The following is a 21,783-nucleotide window of genomic DNA, read 5'->3' on the forward strand; positions in this document are numbered from 1 at the left end:
TCGATCCCCTACTTGTCCGTGACGAGCGTCAGGAAGACGTCCTCGAGCGTGGGCTGCTTCTCGACGTACTCGACCTTGGCGGGCGGGAGCAGCCGCCGGAGCTCCTCGAGCGTGCCGTTGACGATGATCCGGCCCTCGTGCAGGATCGCGATCCGGTCGGCGAGCTTCTCGGCCTCGTCCAGGTACTGCGTGGTGAGCAGCACCGTCGTACCGTGCTCGGCGAGTTCCTTGACGCTGTTCCAGACCTCGATCCGCGCCTGCGGGTCGAGCCCGGTCGTCGGCTCGTCGAGGAAGACGACCGGCGGACTCCCGATCAGGCTCATCGCGATGTCGAGCCGGCGCCGCATCCCTCCGGAGTACGTCGCCACCCGGCGGCCGCCCGCGTCCGTCAAGGAGAAGCGGGCGAGCAGGTCGTCCGCGACCTTGCCCGGGTCGTCGATGTGCCGCAGCTTCGCGATCAGCACCAGGTTCTCGCGGCCGGTGAGGATCTCGTCGACCGCCGCGAACTGGCCGGTCAGGCTGATCGATTCGCGGACCTTCGCGGAGTCCTTGAAGACGTCGAAACCCTGCACGCTCGCCGTCCCCGCGTCGGCCTTCAGCAGCGTCGACAGGATGCGTACGACGGTGGTCTTGCCCGCGCCGTTCGAGCCGAGCAGGGCGAAGATGCTGCCGCGCTCGACCTCGAAGTCCACGCCCCGCAGAACCTGCAGGTCCTTGTACGACTTCTGCAGACCCTGCACCTGTATGACTGTCATCCCTTGTCTCCTTCGCGGAGCTGTTCGAGGCGTTCTGCGAGGAAGCTCCAGGTCCCCCAGAATTCGTCGAGGTCTTCGCGGCCGTGAGCGTTGAGCGAGTACACCTTGCGCGGCGGTCCCTTCTCGGACGGGACCTTCTGCACGTCGACCAGGCCCCGCTTCTCGATCCGGACCAGCAGCGCGTAGACGGTGCCTTCGGCGATATCGGTGAAGCCCTGCTCCCGCAGCCACGCGGTGATCTCGTAGCCGTACGCGGACCGTCCGGACAGGATCGCGAGCACGATCCCCTCGAGCGTGCCCTTGAGCAGCTCGGTCAGCTGCTTGGTCACGAGACACCTCCCTAGCTATTCAGTGTCACTGAGTACCAGTAGATAGTATCACTGACTACCGGCCTGGCAAGCGACACTGTGGGGATCGAAAGGGGGCAGGGTGCCGATTCCCGGAGTTGAGACGCTGCGGCAGTACCAGCGGAGCTGGCTGCGGCCGGACGTCGTCGCGGGCATGACGGTCGCGGCGTACTTCGTCCCGCAGGTGATGGCGTACGCCGAACTCGCCGGCCTGCCTGCCGTCGTCGGGCTGTGGGTCGCACTCGGTCCGCTCGTGCTGTACTTCCTGCTCGGCACGTCGCGGTTGATGTCGCTCGGCCCGGAGTCGACGACCGCGCTGCTGACCGCGACCGCGATCGGTCCGTTGGCCGCCGGTGATCCGGCCCGCTACGCGACGCTGGCCGCAGTACTGGCGTTGCTGGTCGGTGTGATCTGCGTGGTCGGGTGGGCGGCGCGGCTGGGATTTCTGGCCGACCTGCTGTCGAAGCCGGTGCTGATCGGCTATTTGACCGGGATCGCGGTGATCATGATGACCGGGCAGTTAGGTCGGCTAACGGGTGCTCCGGTCGAAGGCGACTCACCGCCGGCCGAGGTGCTGTCCGCGATCCGGCTGATCGGTCAGTGGAAAATCGCACCGGTGCTGTTGTCGGTCGTCGCGCTAGTGCTGCTGTTCGCGCTGGCTCGGTGGACGCCGCGTCTTCCGGGGCCGCTGGTCGTGGTGGCGCTCGCGGCGTTCGTGACCTGGGCGGCGGACCTGGGCGACAGGGGAGTGGAGCTCGTCGGGGCTGTGCCGAGCGGCCTGCCGACACCGCACTTGCCGTCGATGTCCCTTCACGATGTCGGTCTACTCGCGTTGCCTGCGGTGGGGGTGGCGTTGGTCGGGTACACGGACACGGTTCTGACCGGCCGTGCCTTCGCGGGTCGCGGCGGTGGGCAGACCGAGCCGGGCCGGGAGCTGCTGGTGCTCGGGCTGGCCAACCTGTCCGCGGGTCTGGTGCGTGGCTTCCCGATCAGCAGCAGCGGCAGCCGGACCGCCCTGGCGGCGGCGTCCGGCGCGAAGAGCCAGGTGTACTCGCTGGTCGCCGCGGTGGCGATCGTCGCCACGCTGCTGTTCGCCGGCCCGCTCCTCGCCACCTTCCCGATCCCGGCGCTCGGCGCACTGGTCGTGTACGCCGCCATCCGGCTGATCGAACTCGGCGAGTTCCGCCGCATCGCCGCCTTCCGGCGCAGTGAGTTTTTGTTGGCCTTGGCAACAACAGTCGGCGTGATCGCCCTCGACGTCCTGTACGGCGTACTCCTGGCCGTTGCGTTGTCGGTCCTCGACGTACTGCGACGCGTCGCCCGGCCGCACGACGGCATCCTCGGATACGTACCGGGTATCGCCGGCATGCACGACATCGACGACTACCCGGACGCGCGGCCGGTCCCAGGGCTCGTTGTCTACCGGTACGACTCGCCGCTGTTCTTCGCGAACGCCGAGGACTTCCACCGTCGCGCGCTGGCCGCCGTCGACGACGCACCGACGCCGGCGCGCTGGCTCCTGCTCAACACCGAGGCGAACATCCAGATCGACGTCACCGCGATCGACGCGTTGGACGCGCTGCGCGAGGAGCTGGCGTCACGCGGCATCGTGCTGGCGCTGGCGAGAGTCAAGCAGGAGCTCCGGGACGACCTCGAGTCCGCCGGGTTCCTCGATCGTTTAGGACCTGGCCGTGTGTTCTACACCCTCCCGACCGCTGTCGAAGCCTTCCGTGCAGAACAACCCGGCTAGCCTGGTCCGTGGACGCCCGACCTGGGAGGCAGAGATGGCTGTCATGACGAAAGCTGAGGCCCTGGCGATCATTCGTCGCGCGTACGGTCCGGACGTTGCCGAATCCGTCGCGGACCGGTTGCCGGAGCAGATCGACCCTGATGACGATGCGGATGCGGAGCTGTTGGCGTCCCTCGGGCTGACCCGCGACGGGCTGGCGAACGCGCTCGGCGGCGAACTCTAGAGCAGGTCGCCGCAGAACGCCTCGATGGCGCGGTTGACGACGACCGGGCGTTCCCACGGCATGAAATGACCGGCGCCCTTCACCCAGAACGGCCCGACGCCGGCCGGGAAGGCAAGCGCGCAGCGTTCCTCGGCGTGCTCTCCGACGGTGACCTGGTCCGCACCGATCAGCACCAGAGCGCGCTGCTGCACGGGTCGATCGATCAGCTCCGGAGCTGACAGCGGGCGGGTGCCCATCAGTACTTCGTAGTCGGCGAACGACGCGCGCAGGCGGGTGGCGTCGCCGTACGGCTCGGTCAGGAACGCCAGGTCGTCTTCGTCGAAGGCGTCGGGTGGACACCAGAGGCGGTGCCCGAAGAACTCGCCGATGTAGCGCCGCCGTCGTTCCGGCGTATCGAGCTCGGCAACCAGTTCGTCCGCGTGCTGCCCCTGCCGGCGCTGGTAGTCGTAGACGGCGGGCTTGGGCCGACCAGGCGGGATGCCGGCCGCCGCGAACGCCTCGGGCAGATCGGGCATCGAGTCGTCCAGGATCACCAGCCGGTCCACCCGCTCGGGATGCCGGTTCGCCAGATCGATGGAGATCATCGCGCCCAGGTCGTGTCCGGCGACGACCGCTCGCTCCCAGCCGAGTACGTCGAACAGCCCGGTGAGGTCGGTGTTGAACGCGTTGAAGTCGTAGAAGTCGTCCGGCGCGAAATCGGAATCGCCGTACCCGCGCAGATCCGGCGCGACGACGTCGAACCCTGCTTCGGCCAGCGGGATCAGGTTGTGCGACCAGATCCGGCTCGTGCACGGGAACCCGTGGACCAGGAGCAGCGGTACGCCGCCCTCACCACGTCGCCGGACGGCGAGCCGGTGCCCCGGGCGTACCTCGATCCGCTCGGGCGCAACGACTTCGGCAGGAAGAACCATGCCTTCGGTCTACACGATCACCCGGTCAGACGGGCCTTGACCGCCGTTGGTTGCGGGCAGAGGCTGGCAGATGGACGGTGTGTCTTCGAGAGGGAGTGGCCTGATGGCGAAGGTACTGATTCTGACCGGTGACGCCGCGGAGGACCTGGAGGTGTTCTACCCCTATCAGCGGTTGCTGGAGGAGGGGTACGACGTCGACATCGCCGCGCCAGAGGTGAAGAAACTGCAGTTCGTGGTGCACGACTTCGTGGACGGTTTCGACACGTACACCGAGAAGCTCGGCCACACCTGGCAGGCGGATGTCGCATTCGCGAACGTGGATCCCGCGGACTACGTCGCGGTCGTGATCCCGGGCGGCCGCGCCCCGGAGTACATCCGGAACGACGCTGACGTCCAGCGGATCGTGAAGCACTTCTACGGCGAGTCGAAGCCCGTCGCGCAGCTGTGCCACGGACCGCTGATCCCGGCCGCCGCCGGCGTGCTGAACGGCCGGAAGACATCGGCGTACCCGGCGCTCGCACCGGACATCACCGCCGGGGGAGCCGAGTGGGTCGACGGTGACGCGGTCGTCGACGGCAACGTGGTCTCGGGTCGCGCGTGGCCGGACCACCCGACCTGGATGCGCGCGTTCATGGCGATCCTGAAGGAGCACGCGCCGGCGTAGCGCGGTTGCAGCCTTTCTGCAGCGTTCGGAGAGGCAGGCTGGACGGAGCCACCGGGAGGAGTGAGCATGCCGGTTGCACCGTTGAAGGAACTCGTCGACGAGGCCTTGGCCAAGGGGTACGCCGTTCCCGCGATCAACGTCGTCGACGAGTTGAGCCTGCGAGCCGTCGTCGACGCGGCCGTGGAGCTGCGCTCGCCGTTGATCGTGCAGACGTCGGTGAAGACCGTGAAATCGGTCGGGCGCGACGTACTGAAGGCGATGTTCGACGCGACCGTCGCGCCCGAGCCGGTGCCGGTCGCGTTGCACCTGGATCATTGCCCGGACCGCGAGGTGATCAGCTCCTGCCTCGCGGCCGGCTGGAACTCGGTGCTGTTCGACGCCTCCGCGCTCCCGGTCGAGGAGAACCAGCGGCAGACCGTCGAGGTGGTCGCCGAGGCCCGCAAGTACGGCGCGCACGTGGAAGGCGAGATCGAAGGCATCACGGGGGTCGAGGACGGAGTCGGATCCGACACCGAGTCGGAACGTCAATCCTTGGCGGTTGCCACTCGCTTCGTGGAGACGACCGGGGTCGACGTGTTCGCCCCCGCGATCGGCAACGCCCACGGCATCTACCGGTCGACACCGGAGCTGGATTCGCAGCGGATCACCGACCTCGTGGCCGCGACCGGGATCCCGATGGCGCTGCACGGCGGATCCGGGCTGACGCCGGAGCAGTTCCGGGATCTGATCGGCCGGGGCTGCGCGAAGGTGAACATCTCGACGGCGCTCAAGGTCGCGTACATGAAGTCGTCGCTCGAGCATCTCGAGGAGGCGCGGGCGAAGGACAAATGGGACCCGCCAACGTTGTTCCGGAACATCCATGCCGCGGTCAAGGCGATGGCCGTCGAGTACATCGAGATCTTCGGTAGCGGCGGTCACGCATGACCGCACTCATCTTCGACTGTGACGGTGTGCTCGGCGACACCGAACGCGACGGTCATCTGCCGGCGTTCAACGCGACGTTCGAGCACTTCGGCCTGCCGGTGCGTTGGTCGGTCGAGGACTACGGTCAGCTGCTGAAGATCGGCGGCGGCAAGGAACGTCTGGCCACGTTGCTCGACGATCCCGACGTCGTGAAAGCGGCCGGTTCGCCGTCGACGGACGAGGAACGTGCGCAGGTCATCGCGGCCTGGCATCAGTACAAGACCAAGACCTTCACGGACCTCATCGCGGCCGGAGTCGTTCCGCCGCGTCCCGGCGTACGGCGGATCATCACCGAGGCGCTGCGAGCGGGCTGGACGGTTGCCGTCGCGTCGACCTCGGCCGAGCCTTCGGTACGTGCCGTGCTGACCGGAGCGGTCGGGGCGGAGGTCGCGGCGCGGGTGCCGGTGTTCGCGGGGGACGTCGTACCGCGGAAGAAGCCGGACCCGGCGGTGTATGAGCTGGCCGTCCACCAGCTCGCCCTGGTGCCGGATCACACGCTTGTCATCGAGGACTCGAGCAACGGTCTGCTCGCCGCGACCGGTGCCGGGCTGTCCACGGTCGTGACCGTGTCGGGCTACACCCGCGACGAGGACTTCACCGGAGCGGCACTGGTCGTCTCCAGCCTGGGCGATCCCGGCGGCGAGCAGCTCGAGGTACTGGCGGACCCCTGGAACATCGGACCCGTCGGCGCGCTCACGCTGACCGAGCTCGCTGAACTGGCCGGTCGCAAAGGAGGGCATACATGAGTGACAGCTGGAGCGATGTCGACCTGGTCATGACCACGATCATCGAGACCTGTCTCGCCAACGAGAAGTACTTCGGTGACCTCGACTCGGTCGTCGGCGACGGCGACTTCGGGTACTCGCTGGCTCGCGGTTTCGAGAAACTCCAGGCCCAGTACGGCGAGCTGGACCGCACCGACATCGGAACGTTCTTCAAGAAGGTCGGGATGCTCGTGACGTCCCGGATCGGCGGCACGTCCGGACCGATCTGGGGCACGGGATTCCTGCGTGCCGGGATGACGGCCGGCGCGACCACGACCCTCGACGGTGCCGCCGTCGTCGCGATGCTGCGGGCGGCGATCGCCGGGATCATGGCCCGCGGCGGCGCGTCGCTCGGCGAGAAGACCCTGCTCGATGCGCTGGTCCCGATGACGGATGCCATCGAGGAGGCGCTCGCGGCCGGGGTGAGCAGCGACGAGGTCGTGGATCGGGCCGCCGTCGCGGCCCGGACGGCCGCGGATGCGACGGTCGACCTGGTCGCCAAGCGTGGCCGGGCCGCCTACACCGGCGAACGCAGCCGGGGATCGGTCGACGCCGGGGCCACGGCGGTCGCCGTACTGATGGAGCAGATCGCACAGAACTGGAAGGGGAGGGAGTCCGGATGAAGAAGTTCGTCAACGATCCCAAGAACTACGTGCCGGAGATGCTGCAGGGCATCGCACTGGCGAACCCCGAGACCTTAAAGTACGTCCCGGAGTACAACCTGATCATGCGCACGGACGCGCCGCGGGACGACAAGGTCTCGATCATCCAGGGCTCCGGCTCCGGGCACGAGCCGGCGCACGTGATGACGGTGGGCAAGGGCATGCTCGACGCGGCCTGTCCCGGTGACGTCTTTGCCGCGCCGCCGATGGACTACGTGTACGAGACCACCAAGCTGCTCGCGTCGCAGAAGGGTGTGTTGCTCCTGGTGAACAACTACACCGGCGACCGGATGGCGTTCGACATGTCGCAGGAGCTCAGCGCCGCGGACGGGCTGAACGTGAAGACGCTGATCATCGACGACGACGTCGCGGTGAAGGACTCGACGTACACGGTCGGCCGGCGTGGTGTCGCGGGCAACTTCTTCGTGATGAAGGCGGTCGGTGCGGCCTCCGAACAGGGTGCGGACCTGGACGAACTGGTCCGGATCGGCGAGAAGGTCAACTCGGTCACCCGCACGATGGGGATGGCGCTGACCGCGTGTACGCCGCCGGCCAAGGGCTCCCCGCTGTTCGACCTCGGGCCGGACGAGATGGAGATGGGCGTCGGTATCCACGGCGAGCCGGGCCGCAGCCGCGAGCCGCTCGCCTCGGCGAACGAGATCATCGACCAGATGCTCGAGGCGGTCCGCTCCGACCTGCCGTACGAGTCCGGTGACAACGTCGCGCTGATGATCAACGGGCTCGGCGGTACGCCGATCAGCGAGCTGTACCTGCTCTACGGTCGCGCGCACAAGGTGCTCACCGACCAGGGCATCAACGTGCGGCGCAACTACGTCGGCGAGTACTGCACGTCGCTGGACATGGCCGGGGCGTCGGTGACGCTGGTCAAGCTCGACGACGAGATCGACGGCCTGTTGTCAGCGCCCGCGGAGATCGCGATTCGCGTGTTCTGAGAGCCCGTAGTCCGCGCGCAACCGGCGTACTTCGGACTGGGTCGACGGCCACAGCGGGGAGGTCGGCGAGAGCAGGGTCAGCTGGTGCTCCCAGGCGCTGAGGTCGTTCACACCGGCGTACGAGCGGGTCCAGGCGACGACGAGGTCGACGTCGTGGGTCCGCAGTACGTCGGCGCGCATGCGGTTCTCGAGCCGGTTCCGTACGGCGACGACTGCCGGCGCGTCGGACTGCGGGAGGAGCGGGCCGGCGTAGCGACGGAGTGCCGCTGAGAGCAGGTGGGAGTCGAGGTCGTCGGCTGTCTCGAGCCAGTCGGCGGCGATGTCGCGTCGGAACCTGTAGGGCCGGGAGTCGAGGACGTCTGCGCCGAGGAGGGCGCGGAGGCGGGTCATCTCGCCGCGGAGCGAGGAGCGGTGGTCGGCCTCGCCGTAGAGGGCGTCGGACAGCTCTTCGGCGGTGAGTCCCTCGGGGTGCTCGGCCAGCAGTACGACGATGTCGCTGTGGCGGCGGCTCAGGCGTAGGTCGCGGTCGTCGACGCGGATCTCGGCGTCCGGGCGGCCGAGCGCTGAGATCCGGACGCGGTGGCCGGTGTCACCGGTCAGTTTGCGGAGAATGGTGAGGCGGCCGAGCTCCGCCTCGGCCATCCGGGCGGCGGCTCGGACGAGAGCTAGTGATTGGGGTGAGCTGGCGTCGGCGCCGCCGGTGATGTCGACGACACCGAGGACCCGCTGCGTGTCCGGGTCGTAGATCGGGGCCGCCGCGCAGGACCACGGCTGGACGAGGACGGTGAAGTGTTCGGCGGAGCGGATCTGGACGGGGGCGGTCACCTCGAGCGACGTACCGAGAGCGTTGGTGCCGACCTGTTGCTCGGCCCACCAGGCACCTTCGCTGAAGTGGATGCCGTCGGCGGCACGCAGTACGTCGGGTCGGCCGCAGACCCAGAGCAGGCGTCCGCCGCTGTCGCCGACCGCCATCACGCAGTCGCTGTCGACGGCTGCTCGGCCCAGGACGTCATACAGCATCGGGAAGACCGCGGAGAGCGGGTGCTCGGCGCGGTAGCTGGCCAGTTCGTTGGCTTGGAAGGCAAATGGTGCCGCTGTGTCGGCGCGGAGGCCGGCGGCGACCGAGCGGTCCCAAGAGGCCGCGACGAGCCCGCGTACGGGCTGTTTCTCCCCATCTTCGACGAACTCTTCGTGTCGTCGGTGCAGCCATCGATCGATGGATTCCACCTTTCCTAGACAACTGCCCAGGGCGGCGAAAGTCCAGACCCGCAGCGACCGCGGTCCGACACGCGGTGTAACCGCGTGGGCCGGGGTTGGTTCCTAAACTGGGAACGCGTGGGTGACGGGTCGCCGGGGAGGTCGCGGATGGCGGGACTGCCGGGTGGCCGTTATGACCGCGCGGCCGCGGCTCGGGTGCTGGGAGCCGCGGGTGCTGCGGCGTTCTCACAGGTGAGTCTTGGTGGGGCGCGGCGGCTTTCGGTCGAGGTTGAGTTGCTTGACGGTCGGCCGACTGCGCCGCAGTTGGAGTATGTGGAGCGTCGGATGCGGCCGTGTCCGCCTGCGCTCGTGGTGAGTGCTGGCGCGAAGGTCAGTTGGCGGGACAGTGGCGGGGTCGCGAATGTGGCTCACTGTGGTCCGCTCGGGCCTATTGTGCCCGTGGTGGCCCGGGAGGCGACGCTGGTCATGTGGCGGGCGCTCGCGGCTCGAGATGGTGTGGCGTTGAGCGACGACGAGCGTGCGGTGATGGATGCGACGACGACGGACAAGGATCCGGTCGAGATTCTGCGGGTCGGGATCGATACGACGTCGCGGGCGCTCGTGCAGCACGCTTACCTTGCCGATCAGACGCCGTACCGGGGCGCGGGGGAGTTTGCGCGGGGGTTGCGGGACTCGGGCCTCTTCTCGGTGGTGGCGAACACGTGGTTCTGGGGGCTGCAGTCCTCGACGTTCCGGCGCGGGATGATCCCGGTGCGGCTGGTGACGGTAGGCGACGGGACCGTGCGGTACGCGGCAGAGACGGTCGACGTACTGCGGGAGATGAAGCAGACCGCGATCGCGGACGCGCACGAGACGTTGCGCCGGGCAACGGTCGAGGAGGGGCTGACGGTCGAGGAGGCGTTGCGGAAGTACGACGTACTGCTCGGGGAGATCTCGCGGCAGTACGCATTGTTGCCGGCGGGGGAGCAGCCGCGGTGCCTGGCCAACATGTCCGTGGACGGGGTCCGGTTGCTGCCGGGGGTGGTGGACATCTTCGTGGAGACGTTCGTTCAGTTGCTCGAGTTGGTGGAGATTGAGGAGACCGGTGTGAACGAGGTTTTCGAGGTTCCGGATATGACGTGCTCGCACTGTACGAACACGATCACCGGGGTGCTGGAGGCGCTCGGGGTTCGGGTCGCGGGGATCGACCTGGACACGAAGGAGGTCGTCGCGGCGTTCCCGTCGGAGGAGGTTCGCGCGCAGAGCTTCGAGGCGATCCGGGGGCGCGGGTACACCGTCGTACCGCGGTGACGTCCTAGTCGGCGTCGGGTTCGGTGCCGAAGTCGCGGAGGCGGAGGCTGTTGTAGGTGACGAACAGCGACGAGAGACTCATCGCCGCGGCGGCGATCACCGGGTTGAGCAGCCCGGCGGCGGCGATCGGCACGGCGGCGACGTTGTAGCCGAACGCCCAGATCAGGTTGCGGTGGATCGTCTGCCGGGTCCGCCGAGCGAGGGCAATCGCGTCCGGGATCACCGAAAGGTCCTCCCGCACGAGGATGATGTCCGCGGACTTGAGCGCGATATCGGTCCCGCTGACAACCGCCAGCCCAAGATCGGCCGTCGCCAGCGCCGCAGCATCATTGATCCCATCCCCAACCATCGCCACCCGCCGCCCCTCACCCCGCAGCTGCTCAATCACCGCCGCCTTGTCCGCCGGCAACACCCCCGCCCGAACATCCTCAATCCCCAACTCACCCGCCACCGCCCGAGCAACCACCTCGCCATCCCCGGTGAGAAGAACAGTCCGAAGCCCCTGCCCACGGAGCGCCTCAACCGCCGCCCCCGCCGTCGACCGCAACCGATCCGCCACCCTGAACGACCCCGCCACCCGCCCATCAATCCCCACATAAACAACCGACCCCGCCGCACCCGCGACGCTTGGGGTGGGTTCGGCTGGGGTGGTGATGCCCTCTGCTGCTAGGAGGGTCGCGTTTCCTACGACTATGCGGTGGCCGGCTACTACGCCGACTGCGCCTTGCCCGGGGCGGACCTCGAAGTTGTTTACGGGGTGGGGTTTGATGCCGTCGGATTCGGCTCGGCGTTCTACGGCTCGGGCTATGGGGTGTTCGGAGTTTTGTTCGACGGAGACGACGTAGCGGAGTAGGTCGGGGTCGATGTCCTCGACCACGAGCTCGCCGGTGGTGAGGGTTCCGGTTTTGTCCAGGACGATCGTGTCGATGACGCCGCTGGCCTCGAGGGCGTCCTGGCCTTTGATCAGGATGCCTAGGGTGGCGCCGCGGCCGATGCCGACCATGAGCGCCGTCGGCGTGGCCAGCCCGAGGGCGCACGGGCAGGCGATGACAAGCACCGCGATCCCCGTCCCGATCGCCTGCTGGAACGGCGCACCGGACACGATCCACCCGACCGTGACAGCGATCGCCAGCGCGATCACCGCCGGAACGAACCACACGATGATCCGATCGACCGTGTGCTGAATACGCGCCTTCCGCTCCTGCGCCTGCTCAGCCACCGCCGCCATCTGCGCAAGCTGCGTATGCGCACCGACAGCCGTCGCGGTCACCACCAACCGCCCATCCGTACTGATCGTCCCGCCGACAACCGAATCACCGACCCGAACGCTCCGCGGCAACGGCTCACCAGTCACAACGCTCGTGTCGACAGCCGCCGCCCCCTCCAGCACAGTCCCATCCACCGGCACGATCTCACCGGCCTTGACGATGACCACCTCGCCCTTGACGACCTCCCCAGTCGGTACGTCGACCTCCGCGCCCTCCCGCAACACCCGAGCCGTCGGCGTAGCCAACCGACTCAGCGCCCCGAACACATCAGCAGCCCGCCGCCGCGACCGCGTCTCGAAGTACCGCCCGGCGAGCTGGAACACAGTCATCCCCGCCGCGACATCGAGATACAACGCCCCGGTATTCGAGGCCCCACGCAACAACACCGACACCGCCGCCCACCCGAACGACACCGCAATACCCAGCGACACCAGCGTGTCCATGCTCACCGCACGATGCCGCAGGTTCCGGATCGTCGCCCGATGGAACGGGTACGCCGCCCACGTCACAACCGGCAGCGCGACGAGCAGCGAGACGATCTCCCACCCAGGAAACCGAAGCGACGGCACCGCCGCCAGCACGATCGTCGCGTCCATCAACGGAATCGCCAGCAGGATGGCCACGATCAACCGACGCCGCAGCGCCGTCACACGCTTGATCGTCAACTGCTCCGCAAGCTCGTCCGCGGACTCGGGATCGCGCACGGTCGCGTCGTAACCGGCCTTGTCGACCGCACTGGCCGCACGATCGGCGAGATCAGGTCCGGTCCCGGTGATGATCGCGCGTTCGGTGGCGTAGTTGACGCTCGCCGTGACCCCGTCGAGCTTGTTCAGAGCCCGCTCGACCCGGTTGGCGCAGGCAGCACACGTCATCCCGCCGACCAGCAGTTCGACGGAGTTGGTCTCGGTCGAGGTGAGCGTCACCGGGTCTCCTTGGTGCGGTCCGCCGTTCGTTCGGAGAGGCGTTCGAGCATCGCGTTGTAGGCGTCGTACGAGTCGTCGAGACCGCTGTCGAGGTGGCGATCGATGCGCTTGGCAAGCTTTCCGTCCTGGACGGCCCACTGCAGCGCCAGTACGACGACAACGATCAGCAGCGGGATCTCACCGCCGGCCCACGCGATGCCACCGGCTGTGTGCTGGGTGGCGGCGAGATCGACCTTCCACGGCAGCTCGAGGTGCTGGTAGAACGAGTCGCCGATGATCGCGCCGTCGGACATCAGGATGACCCCGAAGAACGCATGGAACGGCATCGCCGCGAACAGGAACCCGAGCTTCGCCAGCGACGGGAGCCTCCGCGGTGTCTGGTCGACTCCGATCACCAGACCGAAGTACAGACAGCCCACCAACAGGAAATGTGCGTTCATCAGTTGGTGCGCCCAATGGAACCTCATCAGCGTGCCGAAGGCGTTGGTGAGGTACAGGCCGTAGTACGAGCCGATGTAGATGCCGAAGACAAGCAACGGGTGATAGAGCGCCTTGAGCGGCCGGGAGTGCAGTACGGCGACGATCCACTCGTGCGGGCCGGGCTGAGCGTCCTTTGCGGCGGCGGGCAGGGCCTTGAGCGCGAGCGTGAGCGGTCCGCCGAGGACGAGCGGGATCGGAATCAGCATGCTCAGCGCCATGTGCATCGCCATGTGGACGGCGAAGCTCGGGCCGGAGTACTTCCCGAGGCCGGAGCTGGTCACCACGACGATCAGAAGCCAGCCGATGGTCCAGGCGATCGTGCGACCGAGCGGCCACGGTTCGCCGCGGCGACGGAGCCTGATGACGCCGGCGAGATAGGCGGTGATGGCTGCGACGGCGGCGGTCACGAACAGGAGGTTGGGACGCCACTGGCTCACCAGCGTCGCGAACGCGGGCGGCTTGTTGAGGTCGAAGCCGAAGAAGATCTGGCTGATCGACGTCGGCACGAAGAACTGCGGCGGTGGAATCCGGGTCATCGCGATGCCGCAGGCAACGAAGGCCGCCGTCCCGGTGGTGAGGAGAACCGCACCGAGGGGGAGTTTGCTGCGGGCAACGGAGTACAGGCCGATGGCAACCAGTCCCAGTGCCACCAACCGGGCGAGCGTGAGCCATCCGGTGGCCGAGTCGAACGGCGAGGAGCCGGCCATCTTGAACCAGAGCAGAACCGCCTCGGTCACGATGAGGACCGCGGCCCCGATGACGGCAATGCCCCGCCAATGAGTGCGGTCGAGGACACGGTTGCGGCGGCCGGTCGCGAGCCTTAGGGTCTGGACGACGGCCAAACCGAGGAGGAGCTGCGCGGCGACGGTCTGATAGACCGCCGAGTCGCCGGCGAAGTCGTGGCGCGGACCGACCAGGACCTGGCCGACGACAACCGGGGCGAGTGAGCCGGCCAGGGCCGCCCAGAGTGCGATCAGGTACGCGACCCAGCGCACGGTCGTCAGGCTCGTGACGAGCACCACGATCGCGGCCAGGCAGGTGATCATCCAGGCGCGCCCGAAATCACCGGAGAACATCGCGAACCAGAGCGCGTTCGGGCTGGCGATCTTGCCGAGCGACAAGCCGTTCGAGTCGGCCGAGTCGAACGCGATCAGCAGGCCGGAGCTGATCACCCAGACGGCGGCAGCTCGCCGTACGACGATCGGCTCGAACCACTCGGCGATCTCCAATTGCCGCCGCGAACCCGACTCCCGTACTGGCCGCGCCTTACCCGCGACGAGCGCCGACGCGAGCGCACCGACGGTCACGAGCGAGGAGAGGTCGGCCACCGCGCGGACGAAGGTGGTGATGAGCCCGGTCGCCTGGCCGGGGTAGTCCCGCGCGATCGGCAGGTAGCTCGCCGAGCCCATGCGTGCGGTGGTGACCAGCGCTGCTGCGATCACGAGTACGCCCAGCAGGACGACGTACCCGATCAGCCACCGCCGGTGGCGCGTCGTACCCACGTCACTCCTGATCGATTGGTTGCCACGACCCCCAACTGGTGAATACGAGCGAGTTGTGGGAACAGTTCCCAGGAGTGGAACTTCTTTGCGACGACTGGAGTTAGAGGGGCGTGGTGACTGGAGCCTGGACGATTGTCCTGACCGCGGTCTTCGCTGCGACAGGTCTGTACGGCGTTTGGCGGCTGAGCACGCGGCGCTGGCAGGGGATCGAGACCGTCGTCGATGTCAGCCATGCCCTGATGAGCCCGGCCATGCTGGTGATGCTGTGGTGGCCGATGGCCGCAACCGGGCAATGGGCGCAGATGGCGGTCTTCAGCGGGCTGGCGGTCGTGTTCTTCTACCAGCTGTCCGGCCTGGACTCCATCGCCGAGCGCGCCGGCGCGATGGCTCACGCCGGCATGAATCTCGGCATGGTCTGGATGCTCGCCGCGATGCCTCGCCTCATGTCCGGCGACGCGTGGACCACGATGCTCAGCTGGTCAGCCGTAGGGCTCCTGGTCATCACCGCCGGCTGGTGGCTGATCCACGCGGCCCGCACTCCCGGCCACCGAGCCCTCTGCGGCTGCCACGGCCTCTCCTGCGCCGGCATGGCCACGATGCTCGCCCTGATGACCCCGGCGCTCTGAGCTCCCTCACTCGTTGGCCAGCTCGCGGAGGGCTTGGAGGAGGGCTTCCGAGAAGGTGGGGAAGGGCTGGATGACGTCGAGCAGGACGGGGATGGGGATCCGGGCGCGGATGGCGAGGGTTGCTTGCTGGAGCCATTCGCCGGCCTCGGGCCCGACCGCGTAGGCGCCGGTGATGACGGTTCCGTCCGAGACGAGGGTGAGGAAGCCGGGCTGGGTGTCGTACGAGCGCAGGTACGTCGCCGTGCGCGGTACGCCGGACAGCTGGATCGTCGCGGTGTACGGTCCCTCGGCGTCACCCACCGACGCGGCCTGCGGGTAGCTGTACACCACGCGCGGCACCGCCCGGTAGTCCGCAGTACGCGGCTTGCCGAGAATGTTGCTCGCGGCAACCCGGCCCTGGTACTCGCCGACGTGGGTCAGCTGCCACAGGCCCGTGACGTCGCCGATCGCCCACAGGTTCGTCCCGGCCGACAGCTTGTCGTCGACCGCGATGCCTCGCGGATTCGCAACGATGCCGACGGTCTCCAGCCCGATGTTATCCACCCGCGGCCGGCGACCGGTCGCGACCAGGACGCGGTCGCCCTCGACCTGCGTCCCGTCGCCGAGTTCGATCACGTACGTCGACCCGTCGAGGCGAACCCGCTCCGCGGACGTGCCCGTGCGTACGTCGACCTTGTCGGCCGTCAGCGCCACCGCGATCGCCTCGCCGACCGCCCGCGGTTCACGAGGCATCAGGTGATCGTCGCGCTCGATGAGCGTCACGGTCGACCCCATCCGCGCCAGCGCCTGACTCATCTCGACCCCGGTCGCCCCGCCGCCGAGAACGAGCAGCCTGTCCGGTACGTCGACCAGCCCGGTCACGTCCCGGTTCGTCCACACGCCGGGCAGCTCACGCAGTCCCGGAACGGGTGGAATCACGGGATCTGCGCCGCACGCGATCACGATGTTTTCGGCGGTATGCGTCCGGTCGTCCACCGCGACGGTGTGCGGACCCGCGAGACGGCCGTGACCCCGCAGTACCTCGAGGCCGACGCTCTTGGCCCACGAGACCGCGCCGGCGTCGTCGTAGTTCGACACCATGAAGTCGCGCCAGCCCAGGGCAGCGCGGGTGTCGAGCGCACCGGTCACCGCCTCCCGCGCGCCGGGCGCGTCGAGAGCCTCGGCCAGCGCCTCGCCGGGTCGCAGCAGGGTCTTGGACGGGATGCAGGCCCAGTAGGAGCACTCGCCGCCGAGCAGTTCGCGCTCGACGATGGCGACCTTCGCGCCGCCCTTGGTCAGCGCCGCCGCACAGTGTTCCCCCGGAGCACCGGCTCCGAGGACGATCACGTCGTACTCACTCATCAGCTTCGGGCTCCCTTCGAACCGGCGGATCCAGACTCGCGCGGACCATGCGTCGCCCGGGCCAGGGAGTGTCCCTGGTCTCGCGCGACCAGGGACCACCACGGTGGCGCAACCCGGTCCGCCGGCCGGATCGTGGAGCAGACACGCCTGGGAGGTCGAATGAGTGAGCCTGCAGTGACCGGCGCGGGGCTGGTCGCGTTGCGGGGGAGGGCCGGCGCTCTGCTGGTCACCGCCACGGTGCTGGCGTCGATGGTCGGGTTCATCGACGCGTACATGATCAACGTCGCGATCCCGGCGATCGGCCGCGACCTGGAGATCGGTGTGAGCGAGCTCCAGTGGGTGCTGACCGGGTACCTCGTCACCGTCGCGTCGATGCTCCTGCTCGCCGGTGCGCTGGCGGACCACTTCGGCTGGCGCCGCATCCTCGTCGCCGGTCTCGTCGTCATGCTGGTCGCATCGCTGTGCTGCGCGGCGGCGCCGAACGGCGGCGCGCTGATCGCGGCGCGGGTCGTACAAGGCGCCGGCGGCGCACTCGTCGTACCGAGCAGTCTTGCGTTGCTCAACGGGACCCTGCAGTCGGCGGATCGGGCCAAGGGGATCGGTGTCTGGGCCGGCATCTCGACTCTCGGTACGACGCTCGGCCCGTACGGCGGCGGCTGGTTGATCGACCACGGTTCGTGGCGGTACGTGTTCCTCTTGAACGTCCCGCTGATCGCGGCCGCGTTGTGGGTCCTGCACGGCGTACCAGAGGTCGAGCGTGAACGGCGTCCCCTGTCGGTCGACCTCGTGGGCGCGATTCTCGCCGTACTCGGGCTGGGCGGCGTCATCTACGCGCTGACCGCCGGATCCGCGTCAGGCTGGGCCAGCGCACCGGTCCTGGTGTCGGGTCTCGTCGGCGTGGTCTGCCTGGCCGCGCTGATCCCGGTCGAGCAGCGGCAGCCGGCGCCGATGCTGCGTACGGCGCTGTTCCGGATTCGCCAGTTCGTTGCGATCAACGCCGCGACCATCCTGTTCTACGGCGCGTTGTCGGCAGCCAGCTATCTGGTCGTACTGCAGTGCCAGCTGCGGCTGGGCTACAGCGCCACCGAGGCAGGCGCGGCGCTGATTCCGGAGTCGGCTGTGTTCCTGCTGGTCTCGCCGTTCGTCGGCGGTCTGGTTGCGCGGGTCGGCACTCGCTGGCCGATGGCGATCGGCATTCTGATCGTGGCCGCGGGGTTCGCCTGGTTGTCCGCGGCCGAGCCCGGCCAGAGTTATGCACAGGCGATCCTGCCTGGCGCACTCTTGTGGGGTCTCGGCATCGGGTTGACGGTCGCGCCGCTGACGGCCGGCGTACTGGCTGCTGTCGACGATGCGGATCTCGGTGAGGCGTCGGCGATCAACGATGCCGCGTCGCGGGTCGGGGGCGTGGTGCTGATCGCGCTCGTGCCGTTGTTGCTGGGTGTCGGCGGTTCGAATGAGCTCGCCGGGCCATTGGCGAACAGGTATCAGACGGCGATGCTCGTGATGGCAGCTCTGAGTGTTGTCGCCGCGGTGATCACGCTGGTGTTCGTCGCATCGGGTCGCCCGGCGACCACTCGGCTTCCGGCGACACCTCGCGTGCACGGTTGCGCCGTACCGGTATCGAGCTGAAGGAGGAGCAGATGACTGAGTCAACAACGAGTCTCGCCGGGCAGGTCGTGGTCGTGCTGGGCGGGAGTGCCGGGATCGGGCTGGAGACCGCGCGACTGGCACGCGCGGACGGCGCGCGGGTCGTCATCACCGGGCGGGATCGCGAGCGGCTCGAGAAGGCGGCCGTCGAGGTCGGCGCCGAGAGCGCGTTGACGGTGAACCTGGACGATTCTGCGGACGTCGAGCGCATGTTCGGCGAACTACCCGTCGAGCTCGACCACATCTTGGTGGGCGGGAGCGGTCCGTTCTACGCGCCGCTGGCCGACCTCGATCTGGAGCAGGCGGAACAGTTCATCAACCAGCATCTGGTCGGCTCGCTGCGGATCGCGCGGCTGTGCATCGGCCGAGTTCGTGCGGGCGGTTCGCTGACGTTCATCAGCGGTACGGGCGCGCGGCGGCCGGGAGTCGGGTTGATGGTCGCTGCGATCGCAACGGCCGCTCAGTCGGCGATCGTCGCGAACGCGGCCGTCGAACTCGCCCCGATCCGGGTCAACACGGTCGCTGCCGGCTTCGTCGACACGCCGCTGTCCGCACGGCTGCTCGGGGATCAGCTCGAGGAGCGCCGCGCGGAGCTGCGTGCCACACTGCCGATCGGGCGGGTCGTCGGGCCGGAGGACGTGGCGGCGCTGGTTGTCCACCTGATGACGAACACGGCGCTGACCGGGGCGACGTACGACGTCGATGGAGGGCAGCAGTTGGTGCGCTAGCCAACCTCGGGGAGTGCGTCCCGGAGTTGGCGGCGGGAGCTGATCGAGAGCTTGTCGAAGATCTTCCGGAGGTGCCACTCGACGGTGCGCGGGCTGAGGAACAGGCGCGTGCCGACCTCGGGGTTGGAGAGGCCGTCGCGGACGAGGAGAGCGATCTGGCGTTCCTGCGGGGTGAGCTCGTCGCCGGCGGTTGTCGCGGTCGCGCGGCGGCGGACGGTTTCGCCGGTCGCCTGGAGTTCGCGGCGTGCCCGGTCGGCGAACGCGGTCATGCCGATCTCGGAGAACATCTCGTAGGCGGTGCGCAGCTCGGTCCGGGCGTCGCCGCGGCGGGTTTGGCGGCGCAGCCATTCGCCGTACAGGAGGTGGGAGCGGGCCAGGTCGGGGCGGAGTCTGGTGCCGTTGAGCTGCTCGATCGCTTCGAGGAACGCCTTCTCTGCGGCGGCGCCCTTGTGCACGAGGCCGCGGGCGCGTGCCTCGAGGCCGAGGCCCCAGGGTTCGTCGGTGCCGCGTGTCTTCTCTTGGAGGCGGGTGAGTGCTTCGGCTGCTACGTCTAGGTGGCCGCTGTGTGCGGCGGCTTCGATCTGCTCGCTCAGTGCCCAGGAGGAGACGAACAGTTCGGGTGTGTCCTCGGCGGCGAGAGTTGCCCAGGGCAACGCTTCGTCGTGGTGGCCGAGTCCGTTGAGTACGACGGACTTCGCCCAGCGGGCGTACTGCGCCGCCGTTCCCTGACCCTCGGCTGTCGTCTTCGCGATGGTGTCGTCGATCAGTGGGAACGCGTCGTCGGGGCGTCCTTGGAGCGCGGACAGCACGAGCGCGCCGTACGGGCCGATGTGGGTGCCGGTCGCCTCTCGTACGGCGTCGGCCTCGGCGCGGAGCGAGGTCGCCTCGGCGAAGTCACCTGCCATCGCGAACACCTGCCCAAGCACGTTGACCCCAACCGCGAGCACGGCGAGCGCGCCGGCGCGTCGCGCTGTCTCCACTTGGCGGATGGAGGCGGCCAGGCAAGCCTCAAAGTCCCACGCGGTCGCAGCCGCCGCCGTGGCCAGCCACCCCCAGCGCAGGATCTCCTCAGCCGAAACCTCGCCATCTCCAAAAGCCGTCGCAGCCTGCTTGAGCAAGGGCACACCCCGCTCCCGCCCCTCCGCAAACAACAACGCAAACCCATCCAGCATCACATCAGAACTCCGCACAGCTGTGTCAGGACGTGGTGCTGCTATCGCGGCTTGGGATACCTCGCGGAGGCCGGTGCCTGCTGCTAGTTGGCCGGCGAAGAGGGCGGCGCTCCAGGCGTCCAGGTAGGTGTCTCGGGCCAGGCGGGGGTCCAGGGGCTCGAGGGTTTGAGCGGCGCGGAGGAGGAGGCCGGGGGCGTCTCGGCCGCGTTGCTGGGCGAAGGCTGCTTCGGCTCGGAGCAGGTCGATTCGGGCGCGGCCGAGGTCGTCGAGTTGGCCCGCCTCGGCCGTCGCCAGCAGCTCCCACGCGGTTCGGAACGCACCCGCCTGCACGCTCGCCTGTGCTCCCGCGAGCGCGCGCTCAGTACGGCGTACCGGCTCCCGCGTCAGCGCAACCGCCCGCTGCAGGAACGCCGCGGCCGCCGCGAACCCACCCCGCGCCTGCGCCCGATCCGCAGACCGCTCCAGCTCCACAGCAACAGCCTCATCCGGCCCGGTCGCGGCCGCCGCCAGATGCCAAGCCCGCCGATCAGGATCGATCGCCGAGTCCGTCGCCCCAGCCAACGCCAGATGTACGGCGCGACGCTCCGTCGCAGACGCCGACCCGTACAGAGCCGACCGCACCAGCGGATGCCGGAACGTCACCCGCTCGCCCAGGCTCAGCAGCCCGTCGATCTCGGCGAACGCGGCATCGATCCCGAGCTGATCGGCCGCCCGCCGTACCAGCACCGGATCGCCCACCGGCTCGGCCGCAGCGACCAGCAGGAGCTGCCGCGTCGGCGGCGGCAACGCATCCGCCTCCCGCAGGAAACTCTGCTCGATCCGCCCCGGCAACCCCTGCCCGCCCAGCAACCCGAACCCAGCCGCCAACTGCGTCGCCGTCAGCCCCCGCGGCAACTGCAGCAACGCCAGCGGATTCCCACCGGTCTCGGCCACAATCCGATCCCGGATCGGAGCGTCCAACAGGAACTCGACCGCCGACCCCAGCAACGCCCGCGCCTCGTCATCCGGCAGCCCGTCGACCTCCAGCTCGGCGAGACCGTTCAGCTCGACACCGACCTCGCGCGCACCGAACAGCAGACCAACCGCCTCGTTCCCGATCCGGCGCGCGACGAACCCGAGCGTCTGCGCGGTCGCGGTGTCCAGCCACTGCGCGTCATCGACGACCACCAGCACCGGCTGCTCAGCGGCGAGATCCGAGATCAGACTGAGTACGGCGAGCCCGACCATGAACCGATCCGGCGCGGGCCCGGGAGCGAGCCCGAACACCGTCGCGAGCGCCCGCCGCTGCGGCTCGGGAATTCGCTTCATCCGGTCGAGCAGCGGCATACACAGCTGATGCAGAGCCGCGAAGACCAGCTCCATCTCCGACTCGACCCCGACCGCACGCAGCAGCTGCAGATCATGCGCGGACTCGGTGGCGTAGTTCAGCAGCGCAGTCTTCCCGACGCCGGCCTCCCCGCGTACGACGAGCACCTGGCTGCCGCCGTTGCGGACATCGCCGAGTAGCTGGTCGAGTACGGCGCGTTCGGACCGGCGCCCGAGCAGCGCCGTGGAGTGTGTTCGTCCCGCCTCTGCTCCGCCTCCGTGCTCCACCGT

19 protein-coding genes are annotated in these 21,783 nt (G+C 68.7%); 11 read left to right on the top strand and 8 right to left on the bottom strand.

Features of this window, described 5'->3' with window-relative positions:
* Window positions 1-8: 8 nt before the first annotated feature.
* Together FDA38_RS17985 and FDA38_RS17990 are read right to left on the bottom strand one after the other, a co-directional pair.
* Window positions 9-755: an ABC transporter ATP-binding protein gene (locus tag FDA38_RS17985; protein ID WP_137255157.1), complete on the bottom strand. Its 747-nt coding sequence runs from the start codon at window positions 753-755 to the stop codon at window positions 9-11.
* Window positions 752-1,084, bottom strand: coding sequence for a PadR family transcriptional regulator (locus FDA38_RS17990; RefSeq protein ID WP_137255158.1), 333 nt, complete (start codon window positions 1,082-1,084; stop codon window positions 752-754). Before FDA38_RS17990 ends, FDA38_RS17985 begins: the two co-directional genes overlap by 4 nt.
* A gap of 100 nt (window positions 1,085-1,184) precedes the next feature.
* Here FDA38_RS17990 and FDA38_RS17995 point away from each other — a divergent pair, with 100 nt between their 5' ends.
* Together FDA38_RS17995 and FDA38_RS18000 are read left to right on the top strand one after the other, a co-directional pair.
* A complete protein-coding gene (locus FDA38_RS17995) occupies window positions 1,185-2,852 on the top strand; it encodes a SulP family inorganic anion transporter (protein WP_202877714.1) in 1,668 nt (555 codons plus the stop codon).
* A 43-nt stretch (window positions 2,853-2,895) separates the two neighbouring features.
* Window positions 2,896-3,075, top strand: a complete 180-nt coding sequence (locus FDA38_RS18000) for a hypothetical protein (RefSeq protein ID WP_137255160.1) — start codon at window positions 2,896-2,898, stop codon at window positions 3,073-3,075.
* Here FDA38_RS18000 and FDA38_RS18005 read toward each other — a convergent pair.
* Complete coding sequence (locus tag FDA38_RS18005; RefSeq protein WP_137255161.1) at window positions 3,072-3,986, bottom strand: alpha/beta fold hydrolase; 915 nt, start codon at window positions 3,984-3,986, stop codon at window positions 3,072-3,074. The two genes, FDA38_RS18000 and FDA38_RS18005, sit on opposite strands and share 4 nt — an antisense overlap.
* A 103-nt stretch (window positions 3,987-4,089) precedes the next feature.
* Between FDA38_RS18005 and FDA38_RS18010 the strand changes: the two genes are divergently transcribed.
* From FDA38_RS18010 to dhaK, 5 genes are all read left to right on the top strand, one after another.
* Window positions 4,090-4,650 (top strand): DJ-1/PfpI family protein, encoded by a 561-nt coding sequence (locus FDA38_RS18010; RefSeq protein WP_137255162.1) that lies wholly within the window; start codon window positions 4,090-4,092, stop codon window positions 4,648-4,650.
* Between the two features lie 66 nt (window positions 4,651-4,716).
* The gene (locus FDA38_RS18015) at window positions 4,717-5,574 is read left to right on the top strand and encodes a class II fructose-bisphosphate aldolase (protein WP_137255163.1); all 858 of its coding nucleotides are present in this window, start codon (window positions 4,717-4,719) and stop codon (window positions 5,572-5,574) included.
* A complete protein-coding gene (locus tag FDA38_RS18020; protein ID WP_137255164.1) occupies window positions 5,571-6,359 on the top strand; it encodes an HAD-IA family hydrolase in 789 nt (262 codons plus the stop codon). Before FDA38_RS18015 ends, FDA38_RS18020 begins: the two co-directional genes overlap by 4 nt.
* Window positions 6,356-7,000: a dihydroxyacetone kinase subunit DhaL gene (gene dhaL / locus FDA38_RS18025; protein ID WP_137255165.1), complete on the top strand. Its 645-nt coding sequence runs from the start codon at window positions 6,356-6,358 to the stop codon at window positions 6,998-7,000. Before FDA38_RS18020 ends, dhaL begins: the two co-directional genes overlap by 4 nt.
* Window positions 6,997-7,992: a dihydroxyacetone kinase subunit DhaK gene (dhaK, locus tag FDA38_RS18030; protein WP_137255166.1), complete on the top strand. Its 996-nt coding sequence runs from the start codon at window positions 6,997-6,999 to the stop codon at window positions 7,990-7,992. The genes dhaL and dhaK overlap by 4 nt, the downstream gene beginning before the upstream one ends.
* Here the strand turns inward: dhaK and FDA38_RS18035 are convergent.
* Window positions 7,957-9,219 (bottom strand): helix-turn-helix domain-containing protein, encoded by a 1,263-nt coding sequence (locus FDA38_RS18035; protein WP_202877715.1) that lies wholly within the window; start codon window positions 9,217-9,219, stop codon window positions 7,957-7,959. The two genes, dhaK and FDA38_RS18035, sit on opposite strands and share 36 nt — an antisense overlap.
* A gap of 432 nt (window positions 9,220-9,651) precedes the next feature.
* Here FDA38_RS18035 and FDA38_RS18040 point away from each other — a divergent pair, with 432 nt between their 5' ends.
* The gene (locus tag FDA38_RS18040) at window positions 9,652-10,500 is read left to right on the top strand and encodes a heavy-metal-associated domain-containing protein (RefSeq protein ID WP_202877716.1); all 849 of its coding nucleotides are present in this window, start codon (window positions 9,652-9,654) and stop codon (window positions 10,498-10,500) included.
* A 4-nt stretch (window positions 10,501-10,504) separates the two neighbouring features.
* Here the strand turns inward: FDA38_RS18040 and FDA38_RS18045 are convergent, their stop codons facing one another.
* Window positions 10,505-12,640 (bottom strand): heavy metal translocating P-type ATPase, encoded by a 2,136-nt coding sequence (locus tag FDA38_RS18045; protein WP_137255526.1) that lies wholly within the window; start codon window positions 12,638-12,640, stop codon window positions 10,505-10,507.
* Window positions 12,641-12,687: 47 nt separating this feature from the next.
* Window positions 12,688-14,673, bottom strand: a complete 1,986-nt coding sequence (locus FDA38_RS18050) for a cytochrome c oxidase assembly protein (RefSeq protein ID WP_137255168.1) — start codon at window positions 14,671-14,673, stop codon at window positions 12,688-12,690.
* A gap of 113 nt (window positions 14,674-14,786) precedes the next feature.
* Between FDA38_RS18050 and FDA38_RS18055 the strand changes: the two genes are divergently transcribed.
* The gene (locus FDA38_RS18055; protein ID WP_137255169.1) at window positions 14,787-15,299 is read left to right on the top strand and encodes a DUF5134 domain-containing protein; all 513 of its coding nucleotides are present in this window, start codon (window positions 14,787-14,789) and stop codon (window positions 15,297-15,299) included.
* Window positions 15,300-15,305: 6 nt separating this feature from the next.
* Here FDA38_RS18055 and FDA38_RS18060 read toward each other — a convergent pair whose 3' ends face one another.
* A complete protein-coding gene (locus FDA38_RS18060) occupies window positions 15,306-16,640 on the bottom strand; it encodes a dihydrolipoyl dehydrogenase family protein (RefSeq protein ID WP_137255170.1) in 1,335 nt (444 codons plus the stop codon).
* A 159-nt stretch (window positions 16,641-16,799) separates the two neighbouring features.
* Between FDA38_RS18060 and FDA38_RS18065 the strand changes: the two genes are divergently transcribed.
* Window positions 16,800-18,269, top strand: coding sequence for an MFS transporter (locus FDA38_RS18065; protein ID WP_137255171.1), 1,470 nt, complete (start codon window positions 16,800-16,802; stop codon window positions 18,267-18,269).
* A gap of 11 nt (window positions 18,270-18,280) precedes the next feature.
* Window positions 18,281-19,015, top strand: a complete 735-nt coding sequence (locus FDA38_RS18070; RefSeq protein WP_137255172.1) for an SDR family oxidoreductase — start codon at window positions 18,281-18,283, stop codon at window positions 19,013-19,015.
* Here the strand turns inward: FDA38_RS18070 and FDA38_RS18075 are convergent.
* A complete protein-coding gene (locus tag FDA38_RS18075; protein WP_137255173.1) occupies window positions 19,012-21,780 on the bottom strand; it encodes an ATP-binding protein in 2,769 nt (922 codons plus the stop codon). The two genes, FDA38_RS18070 and FDA38_RS18075, sit on opposite strands and share 4 nt — an antisense overlap.
* Window positions 21,781-21,783 lie beyond the last annotated feature (3 nt).

Origin of the sequence: Kribbella jiaozuonensis (assembly GCF_005233875.1) — a bacterium.
Taxonomy (GTDB): domain Bacteria; phylum Actinomycetota; class Actinomycetes; order Propionibacteriales; family Kribbellaceae; genus Kribbella; species Kribbella jiaozuonensis.